Origin of the sequence: Sorangium sp. So ce281 (assembly GCF_051527395.1) — a bacterium.
Lineage (GTDB): Bacteria > Myxococcota_A > Polyangia > Polyangiales > Polyangiaceae > Sorangium > Sorangium cellulosum_B.
Window position 1 is genome coordinate 6244010 of sequence record NZ_CP150322.1, and the last position, 14168, is coordinate 6258177.

General features: G+C 73.3%; 15 protein-coding genes. 4 read left to right on the forward strand and 11 right to left on the reverse strand.

Translation table 11 applies throughout. From position 1 onward, the window contains the following. Positions 1-181 precede the first annotated feature (181 nt). From WMF27_RS23685 to WMF27_RS23695, 3 genes are read right to left on the reverse strand one after another with little or no spacing between them, the layout of a single operon-like run. Complete coding sequence (locus tag WMF27_RS23685) at positions 182-1468, reverse strand: hypothetical protein (RefSeq protein ID WP_437766614.1); 1287 nt, start codon at positions 1466-1468, stop codon at positions 182-184. Continuing rightward, positions 1407-2456 carry a matrixin family metalloprotease gene (locus WMF27_RS23690; protein ID WP_437766613.1) on the reverse strand — a complete coding sequence of 350 codons (1050 nt, stop codon included), beginning with the start codon at positions 2454-2456 and terminating at the stop codon, positions 1407-1409. The genes WMF27_RS23685 and WMF27_RS23690 overlap by 62 nt, the downstream gene beginning before the upstream one ends. Positions 2457-2471: 15 nt before the next feature. Then, complete coding sequence (locus WMF27_RS23695) at positions 2472-4319, reverse strand: hypothetical protein (RefSeq protein WP_437766612.1); 1848 nt, start codon at positions 4317-4319, stop codon at positions 2472-2474. Between the two features lie 123 nt (positions 4320-4442). On the opposite strand from WMF27_RS23695, the gene WMF27_RS23700 reads away from it, so the two are divergent. Then, on the forward strand, positions 4443-5051 hold the full coding sequence (locus tag WMF27_RS23700) for an FKBP-type peptidyl-prolyl cis-trans isomerase (RefSeq protein WP_437766611.1): 609 nt from the start codon (positions 4443-4445) through the stop codon (positions 5049-5051). Between the two features lie 40 nt (positions 5052-5091). Here WMF27_RS23700 and WMF27_RS23705 read toward each other — a convergent pair whose 3' ends face one another. The 3 genes from WMF27_RS23705 to WMF27_RS23715 form a co-directional block, all read right to left on the reverse strand. After that, complete coding sequence (locus WMF27_RS23705) at positions 5092-6207, reverse strand: pyridoxal-phosphate-dependent aminotransferase family protein (RefSeq protein ID WP_437766610.1); 1116 nt, start codon at positions 6205-6207, stop codon at positions 5092-5094. Positions 6208-6255: 48 nt separating this feature from the next. Next, positions 6256-7113, reverse strand: a complete 858-nt coding sequence (locus WMF27_RS23710) for a serine/threonine protein kinase (RefSeq protein ID WP_272093674.1) — start codon at positions 7111-7113, stop codon at positions 6256-6258. Positions 7114-7222: 109 nt separating this feature from the next. Further along, positions 7223-7648, reverse strand: coding sequence for a tellurite resistance TerB family protein (locus tag WMF27_RS23715; protein ID WP_437766609.1), 426 nt, complete (start codon positions 7646-7648; stop codon positions 7223-7225). A 163-nt stretch (positions 7649-7811) separates the two neighbouring features. Here WMF27_RS23715 and WMF27_RS23720 point away from each other — a divergent pair, with 163 nt between their 5' ends. Next, positions 7812-8549, forward strand: coding sequence for a tetratricopeptide repeat protein (locus tag WMF27_RS23720; protein ID WP_437766608.1), 738 nt, complete (start codon positions 7812-7814; stop codon positions 8547-8549). 27 nt (positions 8550-8576) lie between these two features. Here the strand turns inward: WMF27_RS23720 and WMF27_RS23725 are convergent, their stop codons facing one another. Together WMF27_RS23725 and WMF27_RS23730 are read right to left on the reverse strand one after the other, a co-directional pair. Continuing rightward, entirely contained in the window at positions 8577-8945 is a 369-nt protein-coding gene (locus WMF27_RS23725) for a hypothetical protein (protein WP_437274480.1), read from the reverse strand. 10 nt (positions 8946-8955) lie between these two features. After that, positions 8956-9306: a hypothetical protein gene (locus tag WMF27_RS23730; RefSeq protein WP_437766607.1), complete on the reverse strand. Its 351-nt coding sequence runs from the start codon at positions 9304-9306 to the stop codon at positions 8956-8958. Between the two features lie 189 nt (positions 9307-9495). Between WMF27_RS23730 and WMF27_RS23735 the strand changes: the two genes are divergently transcribed. After that, positions 9496-10206 (forward strand): nucleotidyltransferase family protein, encoded by a 711-nt coding sequence (locus tag WMF27_RS23735; protein ID WP_437766606.1) that lies wholly within the window; start codon positions 9496-9498, stop codon positions 10204-10206. Here WMF27_RS23735 and WMF27_RS23740 read toward each other — a convergent pair. The 3 genes from WMF27_RS23740 to WMF27_RS23750 all read right to left on the reverse strand — a co-directional run bounded on the left by WMF27_RS23740 (position 10195) and on the right by WMF27_RS23750 (position 12954). Next, positions 10195-11340 (reverse strand): DegT/DnrJ/EryC1/StrS family aminotransferase, encoded by a 1146-nt coding sequence (locus tag WMF27_RS23740; protein WP_437766605.1) that lies wholly within the window; start codon positions 11338-11340, stop codon positions 10195-10197. The genes WMF27_RS23735 and WMF27_RS23740 overlap by 12 nt on opposite strands. Before the next feature lie 77 nt (positions 11341-11417). Beyond that, positions 11418-12416: an SDR family NAD(P)-dependent oxidoreductase gene (locus tag WMF27_RS23745; protein WP_437766604.1), complete on the reverse strand. Its 999-nt coding sequence runs from the start codon at positions 12414-12416 to the stop codon at positions 11418-11420. A gap of 172 nt (positions 12417-12588) precedes the next feature. Further along, a complete protein-coding gene (locus tag WMF27_RS23750; protein ID WP_437766603.1) occupies positions 12589-12954 on the reverse strand; it encodes a hypothetical protein in 366 nt (121 codons plus the stop codon). A 179-nt stretch (positions 12955-13133) separates the two neighbouring features. On the opposite strand from WMF27_RS23750, the gene WMF27_RS23755 reads away from it, so the two are divergent. Further along, positions 13134-13994, forward strand: a complete 861-nt coding sequence (locus WMF27_RS23755) for an endonuclease/exonuclease/phosphatase family protein (protein WP_437766602.1) — start codon at positions 13134-13136, stop codon at positions 13992-13994. The last annotated feature ends 174 nt before the right edge of the window (positions 13995-14168 follow it).

The following is a 14168-nucleotide window of genomic DNA, read 5'->3' on the forward strand; positions in this document are numbered from 1 at the left end:
CGCCCGCCTGGGCAGACCCCGAGCATCCGACCCTGGGCATCCGACCCAGGTTGAGGGCCTCCGCAGGTTGAGGGTGCCCGGAGCATCCGACCCAGGTTGAGGGCGTCCGTCCGTCTGGGCATCCGACCCAGGTTGAGGGTGCCCGGAGCATCCGACCCAGGTTGAGGGCGTCCGGTACGGCTCAGCCCGCCGCGGGGGCCTGCTGCGCCTGGGCGCGTGCCCGGAGGCGCTGCTTGGCGGAGGGGCCGCCGGCGTGGCGCACCGAGGCGACGGCGCGATCCATCGCGTCCCGCCAGTAGCGCGCGACGTCCTCGCGCTCGCTGAGGAGGGCGTCGATGGGCCCGTGGTCGGTCTCGATCTCGACCGCGAACCGGTCGCCGCGCGGGAGCACGCGGATGTCGCGGACCTCCCCGGCGGAGATGGCCGCCCCCAGCCGGCCCTCGGGACGCAGGTCGATCGCGCCGGTGCGGCTCACCCAGGGGGCGACGACGAAGCGGCCTGGGCCGAACGCCACGACCGGGGCGGAGCGCGCCGCGTAACGGGACGAGAACCTGGCGACGCCCAGGAAGGCGTAGCCCGCGAGCGAGAGCAGCGCGGCGGCGCTGCCGACGCCGATCGCGATGCCGCTGTCCCCCGCGGAGACGCTCCGCATGACCTGGATCCAAAATGCGAGCGCGGCGAGCAGCAGCGCGGCACCGATGAGCGCGTTGCGGGCCGCCGAGCCGCGCGGGCCGTGGCTCGCGTGGTCCCGCAAGACGAGGAGCTCGCCCTCGCTCCGGATCGCGAACCGCGACAGCGCGGCGGCCGGCAGCGCTGGCGGCGGAGTCGGCGCAGGCTCCGGGAAGGGCCGCGGCGCGATGGCGCCGGGCGGCTCGGTACCCCGCGCCGTTTCCAGCGGGACGCCCAGCGCGGCCGCGAGCGGCGCCGCCACCGCCTCGACGAGCGCCTCCGCCCGCGCGGCCTCGAGATCCTGCGCCTCGGCGACGAGCAGGCGTCGCTCCTCCGTGGCGAGCGCGAGCCAGGCGGCGACGTACGTCCGCTCGCGCGCGCACGTGGGGGCGCCGCAGCATGGGCGCCGCTCCGAGATCACCTGAATGCCCACCGCCTCGCGAGGCTCGGCCGTTCCCTCCCCGGCCCCGCCCGCGCCGCCTGCCTCGGGCCGCGCGTGGCGGGCGCCCGCGAGCCTCAGCGGCGCCAGCCGGAGGACGCTCGCGCCGCGCTCGATCCGGAGCCACACGGGGTCCCGCGGCGCCGGGCCGAAGCCCGTATCCTGCTCCCGCCGCAGCGCGCCAAGCTCGGGCGCCACCCGGAGGATCAGCGGCGCGCCGCCGCCCTCCGCCGAGAGGGCGCGCGCCGCCCCGGCCGGATCGCCGAGCGGATCGAGGGCGGGAACGGAGCTGTCGGCCTCAAGGGAGCGGAGGGCACGCGCGACCTCCGCCTCGAACGCTGCGGTGCTCGGCTCGGGCATGGCGGCACGTTTGCCCCGGCTGCGCTGGGTTGTAAAGCGCACCCGTCCGCGCGACAACACGGGGGGCGCACGCTCCTGCCCCGCCCGATTGCTGCCGCTGGCGCAGGGTCCGGCGCGGCAGCCGGCGCCAGAGGGCCAGCAGCGCGCCGAGCGCCGTCATCGGCAGGGCGCCGGGAACGATCGGCGGCTGGCCAGCGCCCGAGCAGGAGCAGCCTGCGTCGCCCTCGGCCTCATCCACATTGCCGCTCTTCGGCCTGTCCTCGCTCCCCGACGCCGCGCCGCCCGATCCGCCCGAGGCCGCCGTCGCGCCCGCGCCGGAGCCGCCGCCGCCCGAGCTCGCAGCGCTCGTCCCGGCGATCGGGTAGAGGGCGCAGACCCCTTCGATGTCGTCGTCCTCGAGCGTGCGCGCCGACGTGCCGCCCGGGTAGAACCCCAGCATCGTCGCGCCGCGCTCGTTCGTGTGACCCAGGCCGAGGAAGTGCCCTTCTTCGTGCGTGGCGATCGATCGCACATCGATGCAGTCTCCTTCGCCCGTGTCGTTCCAGCAGAAGCCGACGTCGTTGAAGATCATGTCGGCCTCGCCGATGACGCCGTCGGCATCCCAGACCGGCATCGTGACGGCGATCACCGAGTCGGCTTGCCCGAGCTCGCCAGGCCAGCCGTCGCTGATCCAGAGGAACACGCTCTTGCGGTCGTCGAAGTCGTAGCTGTCCCCCGTGTCGCCGAGGAGCTCGGCTTCCCACGCCGTGCAACCGGGGCTCGACCAGGCCGCGAAGCCGGCCTCGATGCTGGCGGCGGCGAAGCTCGAGAGCGGCCCCGGGATCGTCCCCCCGTTGATGTGGTAGCCGGCCGGCAGCGCGCGCCAGCGGGGGACGACCTCGAGATCGAGCGGCGCCCACGCGGCGGCCTCGCGGGCCCCCGCGAGCAGCGCCAGCGCGGCGGCGAGCGGGGTGCCCAGGGCGACCGCGGCCCTGAAGCCTCTCTTCATCCCCCCATCATCGGCTCATCGGTCCTGCGGGACCACCTCGAGCTCCTCGGGCGCCGCGCTCCCCTCGAGGGGCAGCGTCACCTCCACCCCCTCGTGCACCGGCAGGGTCGCCGCGACGGGCCAGGAGCGCGGCGCGCTGCCCTCGCCCGCAGGGACCTCGCGCAGCGTCACGCCGCGCACCGGATTCACGCCGCCGTTGAAGAGGCACGCGCGCAGCCGCCCCTCGACGACCGCGGCCGAGCACGGGATGACATCGGCCGTCGCGCGCCGGATCCGGCCGAGCATCGCCTCCTCCGCGGGCGCGGCGGGCAGGAGCGCCACGAGCGCGTCGCGGGCGCGCGGGTCGCGGAGCCAGGCGAGCATCATCGCCGCGTGGATGCGCACCACGCGGTAGCGCGCGCGCGTCAGCTGGAAGAAGGCGTCGGGCGACGCCACGCCGGTCTCGCCGTCGAGCATGCCCGTCACGCCCGGCTCGATCTTCACCTCCGTCCCGGGCGCCTCGACGTGCCACTTCACCGCGCGCCCCGGCCCGAGCGCGCCTTCCCAGAACAGCCCGCGCTCGGTGATGCCGGCGCGCTCGCCGCGGCGATCGCGCCGCGCGAACGTGAGCAGCACGCGGAAGTCGCTGACGGGCGCGCCGCTGTTGTTCACGACCGCGAGCTCGAAGTCGTAGCGGCCGCGCGCCGGCCGCGTCGCGCCGCCGGCCCGGCCCGCGTCGCCCGGCTCCGCCCCGGCGTCGCCCGGCTCCCTGGCGGCGCCGCCCTGCCCTGCGCCGGCCTCGCTCTCGGCGTCGTCGTCCGCGCGCTCCCGCCGCAGGATCGGCGCGATCACCCCGGCGCCGTCGTCGGGCCCGGTCGATCCGAGCAGGCTGAGGATCGGCACCCCCGCCCGCCAGAGCGGCGAGTCGGCGCGATCGCAGAGGCAGTGCGGGAACGACGGCTCGGCGCGCTCCCGGACCTCGCTCGCGAGGAGCGCCGCGGTGGCTCCGCGGGTCGCCTGCCCGACGCCGCGCGCCGCCTGCCGCTCGCCCGGCGGCTGATCGCGAGGGGCCGCGAACCGCTGCACGAACGCCATCGTCGCCACGATGCCGATCACCGCGAGCCCCGCGGGCACGAGCACGCGGGCCCGGAGCGGGAGCGCGTCGATCCCCTCCTCGACGCCGCGCCCGTGTTCGCGCCCCGGCCGCTCGCCGAGCGGCGTCGGCCGGGGCGCGAACACGGGCGCAGCCGGCGAGCCGGGGGACGAGGCCGCGAGCCGCTCCGACGCGAAGCCCATGCGGCTCGACATCTCCGCCACGAGCGCGTCGCGCAGGCGGTCCGAGGGCGGCCCTCCCCAGGTCGCGAGCCGCGCGACGAAGCGCAGCGCGAGCCAGGTCGCGAGCGCGACGAGGCACGCGAGCGACGCGGTCCCGAGCGGGCCGCTCGCGAGATAGTCGGGGGACAGGGCGGCCGCGAGCACGCCGAGCGGCGCCGGCGCGATCCAGCTCGCCATGCGGGCGTGGAGGCGCGCGCGGTAGGCGCTCTCCATCGCCTCCATCGCCGCCGGCGAGGTCACGCCGGGCACGCCGGGCAGATCGCCCTCGAAGCGCGCGAGGACGAAGCAGTTGTGCGGCGAGCACGCGGACGGATCGAGCGCCACGCAGAGCGCCTTGCCGCGCCGGAAGAGGCCGCGGATCGCGGTGTAGGGCACACCGAAGCGGACCGGCGCCGCCACGGCGCCCAGGGCGAACCCCTCGGCGTAGCCGGCGACCCGGACCAGCTCGACCTCGAGCTCCGCCTCGGCGCAGGTGAAGCGCACCGCGCCAACGGCATTGGCGCCCCCCTCGGCGATCGCCAGGGCAGCGACGGAGAACGCGCGAGCCAAGGTGGCGGCACCCTAACCGCGCGGGCCGGAGCGCTGCAACGGAAACCCGGACGGCCGGGAGGCGCCCCGGGCGCGTCGGGTGACCGTTGATCGCCCAGCGCCGGGTGCGTAAGACGTGGCGCCATGAAGCCCCTCCAAATCGTCGTCGCCATCTCCTGCGCTGTCCTCCTCGGCCCGGTCGCGGGCTGCCAGGAGAAGGTCCCCGAGCCGGATCTGCCGCCGGGCAGCGCCGTACCGGCGGTGAAGCCCGCCGAGCCGGAGCCCGCCGATCTCATCAAGGAAGACACCGTCGTGGGCACCGGCCCGGAGGCGAAGGACGGCGACAAAGTCCGCGTCCACTACACGGGGCGCCTGCTGAAGAACAACGCCGAGTTCGACTCCTCCGTCGGCCGCGAGCCGTTCGAGTTCACGCTCGGCGCGTCGGAGGTCATCAAGGGCTGGGACCAGGGCGTGGCCGGGATGAAGGTGGGCGGCAAGCGCAAGCTCACGATCCCCTCCCGCCTCGCCTACGGCGACGCGGGCAGCCCGCCGAAGATCCCGGCCAAGGCGACGCTGGTCTTCGACATCGAGCTGCTCGGCGTCGGCGACGCGGCGACGGACGCGGCCGGGGACGACAAGGCCGGGAAGACCAAGACCGACAAGGCGGCCAAGCCCGCGGGCGACAAGGCGGCCAAGGGCGACAAGCCCGCCGCGCCGGCGGAGCAGAAGGAGGCGCCCAAGGAGGCGAAGTGAGCCGCAGGCGGCCGCGCGAAGAGGGCCGCGGGCCCCGCGCTCAGACGACGCGCGCGAGCGCCTTGAGGAAGATCTCGTAGGCCTCGAGCGGGTACTCGCCCATGTGGAAGATCCGGAACAGCCGGTCCGAGAGCTTCCCCTGGGCGGCGTAGATCTCGAACACGTGCCCATCGACCGGCTCGCTGGCGAGCCGGCTCGCCATCTCGTCGTAAGTCCGCCCGGCCGGGATGTGCAGCGCCGTCCCGATCGACTGGAGCGGCATGTTCTCCCAGCGCGCGATCGTCAGCCCGAGGCGCTCGTAGCCGGGGCGCAGGATCGCGCAGCGCGCCTGGTACACGGCGTGACGCCCGGCGACGCCGCCGGTGGCGGCGAGGTGATCGAGCGCCGCGATCACCTGGCAGAGGCTCATCGGATCGATCGTGTAGGGGTGCGCGCCGCCCTGCTGGGCGCGCCAGGTCTTGTGGAGCTCCAGGCTCGGGACGCGGGCGGGGATCCGCTCCATCTCGGCGAGCAGGTCCTTCCGGACCAGCGCCACCGTCAGGTTCGGGTGGCTGTGCAGGCCCTTGTTGCACGAGCCCATGACGGCGGCGACGCCCGAGCCCTCGAGGGCCAGCGGCTCGACGAAGAGCGCGCTGATGCCGTCGACGAGGAGCTTCTTGCCGTACTTCCGGGCAAGCGCGCCCACCTCGGGCAAGGGGTTCAACGTGCACGTCGACGTGCCCCCGTAGACCATGGCCACCGCGTCGACCCCGTCCGCCGCCAGGATGGCCTCGATCTTCGCGAGGTCCGGCCTCTCGCCGTAGGGCAGGCACATGTCGACCACCGGCTGGCCGAGCGTGGCGGCGTACTCGAAGATCCGGTCGCCGTAGGCGCCGTTCCGGACGACGAGGAGCCGCTCGTCGCGCCGCAAGCAGGAGCCGAGCACGGCGGCCATGGAGGTCGATCCCGAGCCCGTGAGGAGGATGGCCTCGTAGCTGGGCGCGCCGAGGGCCTCGACGATGCCGTGCCGTGCCCGGTCGAGCAGCGGCCGGAGCCGGGGGCCACGCGGGACGATCGGGCTCTCCCCGTAGGTGCGGGAGACCTGGTTCACCGCGTCCGGCAGGTGGAAGACCGCGGGTGTGAGCGATACGACGCGTGGCGTTTCGGCGGCGACCATGCCGCGAGATCTAGCCCGGAACGCGCGCGGGACGCAGCGGAGATTGCGCTACGCCCAGCGGAGCTGGCGCAGATCGTCCCAGACATCGCGCGCGGAGTGGTAGCGGTAGGCGTCGCGGCGGCGCAGCAGCTTGGCGATCACCTGGCTGAGCGGCGTGCCGAGCGCCTCGGCCTTCTGCCGGGGGGTGCCCTCGGCGATCTGCCGCGTGATCTCCTCGTAGGCGACGTTCACGTCGATGGCCGGCTGCCCGGTGTGCATCTGGTACATGAGCAGGCCGAGCTGGTAGAGGTCGCTCTGCGTCGTCGTGTAGCCCGCCGTCACGAGCTCTGGCACGAGGATCTTCGGGTTCGCGACCTGCGGGCGGAACCAGCGGGTGACGCCGTCGAGCTGGTGCGCCACGCCGAAGTCGGTGAGCTTGACGAGCGGCCTGTGGTCGAGCTGCGAGATGAGCACGTTGCCCGCGTGCAGGTCGGCGTGCACGACGCCGTTGTCGTGCAGGTACTGCAGCGTCATCAGCAGCTGGCGCGAGAGCTCCAGGAGCAGCGGCGGCTGGAACGGGGCGCCGAGCAGCGCCCGGAGGCTCGTGTCGCACCGCTCGAGCGCCAGGTAGAACAGGTAATTCACCTCGAACGCGTCGTGGATGTAGACGATGTTCGGGTGGCGGAAGCTCTCCAGGCGGAGCATCTCGCGCGACCACTCTTCCTTGACGACCTGGTAGGGCTTGTTCGCCGGCCGCAGCATCTTCAGGGCGTACACCTGATCGAACGGCCCGCTGCACTCGTACACCGAGCCATACTGCCCGTCGCCGATGAGCGCCCCGATCACGTACGTCCCCCGGGTGGAGGTCAGCGCTGAGCCCGGCACCGGAAACGGGATCAGGAAACTGCCAGTGGAAGACCAGGTCACGGCGAGGCCATCGTAACCGAAAACGCTGGCGCCCGTTCACCCCGCCGCGCGCGCGGCGCAGGGGGCGCCCATGTCCCCCGCGCGCGGCGCGCCGAGGGCGGCCAGCCGCTCATGAAGCGGCGAGCTTCCGCACGATCTCCGCGGCCTCGGCCTGATCGAGCTCGAGCGCCGCGGCGACGTCGAGCAAGAGCTCGCGCTCGCTGCTCTTGACGATCCCGTCGGCGACCACGACCTGAGCGGCCAGGAAGAAGGCGACCTTCCGGGCCTGCGGGCTGGCGAGCCGTTCCTTGAGCGACGCGAGCCGGGCCGCGCGCCCCTCCCGGTGGAGCTGCTCCACCACGGTCTGGAGCAGCGTGTCCATGGTGCCCTGCGGGATCCGTCGATCCGTGAGCGACTCTACGCTCCGGGCGAAATGGATCTTCTCCTCCGGGCTGAACTCGCCGTCGGCGAACGCCGCGAGGAACATCAGCTCGACGAGCGCCTCGAGGTTCGGCTCATCAAGCGTTTGCAGCGGAGGAGGGCTCATCTGGGGCATCGGCTCCGTGTACACCGAGGCCCGGCGCGGGACCAGCCCTGGAGCGTCCCCCTTACCCCGCGCGCCCGGGGCAAACGTGCGCGCCCGGGGCAAACGCGGCGCGGTTGAATGTGCCCGAGGGGCGGCATTGGGAGAGCGCTCCCTGTGTGTCATGAGTTCGAGCATGCACGTGCGCGAACTCGCCCAGTCGCTCCTCGGCGCGCTCTTCCTCTGCGGCTGCAGCAGCGCGACCGCGGCGCGGCGCCCTGCCGATCCGGGCCCACCTGCACCCGAGCGGCGCGCGGCGACGCCGCAGGCCGCGGCGAGCGCCGAGGCGGCCCCGCCGCCGCTGCGGCTGCCCTGCGAGGCGGACGATCTCGTCGGCTGTACGAACGGCTGCGCCGACCACCAGATCGAGGACTGCGTGACGCTGGGCTCGATGTACCTGGGCGGCGCGATCGTCTCGATCGACGTGGAGCGAGCGATGACGCTGTTCGAGAAGGCATGCGCGGAGGGGAGCGCGCGCGGCTGCTTGCGGCTCGGCGACGCCTACCACGATCGGCTCGCGCGCGCCGACGGCGCCGGCGGGGCGAGCGGGGCGGACGAGGCGGCGCTCTACTGGCACGCGCGCGCATGCCACGCGGGCGCGAACCTCGGATGCCTCGCGGCAGGCAGGGCCTACCTCCACGGCCAGGGCGCGAGCGCCGATCCCGGGCGCGCGGCCGCGCTGTTCCAGCGCGTCTGCGAGCGCGGGAACGCCCCCGCCTGCGTCGAGCTCGGACATCTCCACGCGGAGGGCGAGGGCGTGAAGCGCGACGACGGGAAGGCGGTCGAGCTGTTCACGAAGGCGTGCAAGCTGGGCCTCGACGAGGGGTGCCTGCGGGCGAGCCGGTCCGGCGACGTCCTCCCGCCGCGCGACTGACGCGCCCTCGACCGCGGCTCGTCGCCGTCAATCGGTCCGGCGGCGCTGGGCGATGTCCAGCGCCGCCGTGATCATCGCGGCGAGCTGCGTATCCGACACGTTCTCGGAGGGGAGCACCACGAGCTCGGCGCCGATGCGCCGCGACAGCTCCATGAACCCTTCCGGATCGAACGCCCGCACGTCCTGCGTCATCACGATGGCCAGCGGGTTCAGCCACGCCGCGCTGCCGCGCAGCGACACGAGATCGCACGCGAGCAGGTCGGCGCCTTCGACGAAGACCAGCCGCCGGCAACGCTCCGCGAGCTGCTCGCTGGCGCTCACGATGAGCACCACCGAGGCCGATGCCGTCCGCTTGCTGCGCCCCGCTGGGCGCGTCGGTAGCTCTCGCGTGCTCATGAAGCCCAGGTCAGCGAGCGAGCAGCGGGCGCCCGTACGGGACGGGCCCGGCGCCCGGCGCCCGAGCCCGCGCCTCGTCGGCGAGGGCGAGATCCATGACGAAGGAGCCGAACGGCAACCGGAAATCCCGGTCGTTCGGCTTGGTCGCGTAGAGGGCGAGCAGCGAGAGCACGCTCCCGATCTGCGCCGCGGCCGGATCGCCCTCGCACGCGTTGAAGCGGTCGGCGAGCGTGCACAGCTGCCGGAAGAGCGGACCGCCCGGGTGCGGGCCGGCGCTGCACATGGCGAAGGTGCCGCTGCCGCGATATCCGAGCTTCCGGCGCTTCCTGGCGGGGGTACGGGACGGAGGTACCATCGTCATGATTGCTGCCCAAGTCGCCTGTGAGGGGTGAATCGCCCCACGCCGGGGCTGACCTGCCGCGGGACGCTCTCCAACCAGTAATAGAGCAGCCCGAAGAGAGTCAATCGGAGAGGACGCCGCGGGCCACGCGAGCGTGAAATTCTGCGGAATCGTCCCCCGTCCGGGCAGCGCGTGGGTATACGTCATCGCATGAAGGCAGTCGTGCTTGCCGGCGGCAAAGGCTCCCGGCTCCGCCCCTACACCGCCCTTATCCCGAAGCCGCTCATGCCGATCGGGGATCACACGATCGTCGAGATCCTCCTCCGGCAGCTGGCCCGGGCGGGGGTCACCGACGTCGTGATGTGCGTCGGCCACCAGGCCGCGCTCATCGAGGCGGTCGTCGGCGAGGGCAGCCGATACGGGCTGCGCATCTCCTACCAGCGCGAGGATACGCCGCTCGGGACCGTGGGTCCGCTCCGGGTCATCGAGCGGGACCTGCCGGAGCGCTTCCTCGTGATGAACGGCGACATCCTCAGCGATCTCGACTTCACGGCGCTCCACCGGACGGGCGAGTCGACCGGATCGCCGCTCACCGTCGCCGTCTGCGAGCGCGCCTCGAAGATCGACCTGGGGGTGCTCGACCTCGGCGCCGACGGGCGCGTCGTCAGCTTCCGCGAGAAGCCGACGTACACGTTCTGGGTCAGCATGGGCATCTACGCGATGAGCCGCGGCGTGCTGCGCTTCATCCCCGAGGGCCGGCCGTTCGGGTTCGACGACCTGATGCACGCGCTGCTCGGCGCCGGCGAGCCGGTGGCCACCTTCCCCTTCCGGGGCCACTGGCTCGACATCGGAAGGAGCGACGACTTCGCCGAGGCGCAGGACGAGTTCGAGAAGAACCGGCAGCGGTACCTACCGGAGTGACGCGGCGAGCGCCTCGCACACGGCGTCGACGTCGGCGTCGGCCATGCGCGGGTGGAGCGGCAGCGTGAGCTCGCGGCCCGCGATCGCGTCCGTCCGCGAGAGCCCCTCCTTGCGCACCCGGTCGGAGGCGCCGTGGTGCGAGAAGCGGTGGATCGGCGTGTAGTGCACGCTCGTCTGGACCCCGCGCGCCTTCATGGCCTCCATCACGGCCTCGCGCGAGGTGCCCTCGGGCAGGAGCACCGGCATGAGGTGGTGCGCGCTCTCCCCCAGCCCGCGCGCGTAGAAGTCGCGGTACGGCAGCCCGAGGCCCCGCGCCCCGGCGAGGCGCTCGTGGTAGCGCGCCGCGAGCGCGCGCCGACGCGCGTTGCCCGCCGCGAGCCGGCCGAGCTGCACGAGGCCGATGGCGCTGCGGATCTCGTCGATGCGGTAGTTCATGCCCGCGTCCACGACGTCGTAGGTGAACGCGTGCCCCTTGTGCCGATCGAGGGTGAGCGTCGTCATCCCGTGCGCGCGGAGGAGCCGCATGCGCGCGTGGAGCGCGTCGTCCCTCGCGATCACGGCGCCCCCCTCGCCGACCGCGAGGTTCTTGTTCGAGAAGAAGCTCAGGCAGCCGACGTCCCCCAGCGTCCCGAGCGCCCTGCCCCGGTAGCTCGCCAGCGGCGCGTGCGCCGCGTCCTCGACCACCGCGAGCCCCCGCTCGGCCGCGATCGCGCAGATCGCGTCCATGTCGCAAGGGTAGCCGGCGTAATGGACGACCGCGATCGCCCGCGTCCTCGGGGTGATCTTGCGGACGACGTCGGCGGGATCGATGCTGAGGTCGTCGCCGCCGACGATGTCGGCGAGCACCACGTTGGCCCCGCACAGGAGCGCGGCGTTGGCGGTCGCCACGAACGTGAGGCTCGGGCAGATCACCTCGTCGCCGGGGCCCACGGAGAGCGCGGTGTACGCGAGGTGCAGCGCGGCGGTGCAGTTCGTCACGGCGAGCACCCTCGGGGTGCCGAGCGCCTCGCCGAGCTCCCGCTCGAACTGCGCCGTCCGCTCCCCCATCGTCAACCAGCCCGACGCGACGACCTGCCGCGCGGCCTCGGCTTCTTCAGGCCCGAACGAGAGATCGCTGAGAGGTATCTTCCACATGGCCTTCCATCCATCCAGCCGGCGCCTCGCGGAGAGGTCGCGCGAGGCGCTGGCCCCCGGCCGCGCGGCGGCGCGCGTCAGATCGCGTACTCGCGCGGCCGGTAATCGGTGAGGTGACGCTCGACATAGGCGTACGTCCGCGCGAGCCCCTCCTCGAGCGGCACGCGGGGCGCGTAGCCGACGAGCTCCGCGGCGCGACGGAAGTCGGCGAGCAGCACCATGACCTCGCTCGCGTCGGGGCGCACCCGGGCCTCGTCCGTCACGAGCTCCGCGCGCTTGCCCGTCACCTCGAAGATGAGGCGGACCAGATCGCCGATGGAGATGGCGCGCCCGCTCCCGACGTTGAGCGTCTGCCCCACGGCCCTCGCGCTCGATCCGACGAGGAGGAAGCCGGCGACGGTGTCGGTCACGAAGTTGAGGTCCCGCACCGGCGCGGTGCTGCCGATGCGGAGCGCGGCGCTGCCGGCGGCGAGCTGCTGCATCACGCTCGGGATGATCGCGCGCGACGACTGCCGCGGGCCGTAGGTGTTGAACGGCCGGATGGTCGCCACCTCGAGGCCGAACGAGAGGTGATAGCTCTCGGCGAGCTTGTCGGCGCCGATCTTCGTGGCCGAGTACGGGGACTGGCCGGTCAGGGGGTGCGCCTCGTCGATCGGCGTGTAGCGCGCGGTGCCGTAGGTCTCGCTCGTCGAGGTGTGGACCACGCGCGCGCCGTGCTCGCGCGCCGCCTCGAGGACGTTCAGCGTGCCCTGCACGTTGGTCGCCACGTACTGCTGCGGGGCCACGTACGAGTACGGGATCCCGATCAGGGCCGCGAGGTGGAACACGACGTCGGCGCCGCGCACGAGCGACCGGACCGCGCCGGCGTCCTCCACGTTGCCGGGGACGACCTCGACCTGCGCGAGGACGTCCTCGGGGAGCCGGTCGAGGTGCCCGCGCCGCGAGCCCGAGGTGTACCGGACGAGCGCCCTCACGCGCGCGCCCTCCCGGACCAGCGCCTCGACGAGGTGGCTGCCGATGAACCCGCCGGCGCCGGTCACCACGACGCGCTTGCCGCGATAGAAGCCTTCGCTCACGGCCGCGTCCGTGGCCCCTGCGGGTTCGCGCGTCAAGCGCGTACGGAGGCGGCGCGCCCGTTTGCGCCCGGCAGCGCGCTCCCGAGCGCGGCGCTGGCCGGCGCGCGCCGCGCTCGGCCAGCGCCGCCGCGCAGCGGCCCGCGGGGCTCGCTGGCGGACGGCGTGGCGGGGATCACTGGATCTGGATCTGGTCGGTGGGCGTGTTGCCCGCCCCCTCCGGCGTGCCGATCTCGCGGTGCACGCAGAGCCCCTGCTTGCAGTAGGAGTCCGGCGGGGCCTTGCAGTCCACCTTGGGCTCCTCGCACTTGCCCGTCTTGTAGCTCTCCGAGAGGGGCTTGATCTTGTCGAAGGTCGCGTTGCTGATGGGCTTCGCACAGCCCGGCCACTCGCTCTGACGGCAGTCGGCGTCCGTGTTGCAGTGCTGCGCCTTGTTCACCATCTCGAAGGCGTCGCCGCGGACTTTGTCGCACTCCTTGGGATCCATCTTGCTCTCGCAACCGGCGACCAGCGCGAGCAGCAGGAGGAAGCTCGCGGTCATGCGGAGCGAGGTCCGAGGTCGGAAGGAGGCCGATCCAGGCCGCCCGCGTCGACGAGCACACGTGATCATTCAGGTTCTCCCGGTCAAGGCCGCCCTTCCGCGCCGGAGGGGCAGCGGCCTGCGCCGGGCCCTTCGTATCACGGCTGGATCCGGGCGCGCAGCTGGCGTAGCCCGTCGGCATGGAACGTCCTCGAGAAGGCTCCGGGATCAGCGGCTCCCCGCACGGCGGATCCGGCATCCGTGTTCGCAGCTCCCTCCGGGTGCTCACCCTGAACATCTGGAACCGCCACGACCCGTGGGAGGCGCGCCTCGAGCTCATCCGGGAGGGTCTCCGCGAGCTCGATCCCGACGTGGTCGGCCTCCAGGAGGTGCTGTCGCACGAGGGCCGCTCGCTGGCCGACGACATCGCGGACGGGCTCGGCTACGAGGTCGCGTTCGGCGCCGCGCACGACCTCGGCGGCGGCGTGCTCTTCGGCAACGCCGTGCTGTCGCGCTGGCCGATCGCGCGGAGCCAGGCGTTCCCCCTGCCCACGGGTGAGACCGACGAGAAGCGCTCGATCCTGCTCGCCGAGCTCGGGTCGCCCCACGGCGCGATCCCGTTCTTCGTCACCCACCTCAACTGGAAGTTCCACCACGGCGCCGTGCGCGAGGCGCAGGTCGCGGCCGCGGCCGACATCGTCATGCGCGAGGCGCCCATGGAGGGCCTGCCGCCCATCGTCGTCGGCGACTTCAACGCGCAGCCCGAGGCCACGGAGATCCGGTTCATGAAGGGGCTGCACGCCCTGAACCAGAAGAGCGTTTACTTCGCCGACACCTTCGACCAGGCGGGCAAGGGCCCCGGATTCACCTTCGATCCGGTGCGGAACCCGTTCGCAGCCATCACGAACGAGTACCCGCGCCGCATCGATTACGTCTTCGTTCGCGGTCCGGACGCGCAGGGGCGAGGCAAGCCGCTCTCGTCGAGGGTCGTCTTCGAGGAGATCCGCAACGGCGTCGCCGCTTCGGATCATTACGGGGTTCTCTCGGAGATCTCGATGTAAAGCGGGGGCCGGCGCCCCTCGGGGGCGTGCGCTCCGGCACGTTGCCCGGGGATGCCCTGTTCACGTGTACACTGGCGGCATGTCGTCCCCTCGATCACCGGGCGGCGGACCGCCGAGTCCGCCCGACGCGCCTGGTGAGAGCTCGGCTCCTCCGCCTGCTGGCGCGGTCCGCGT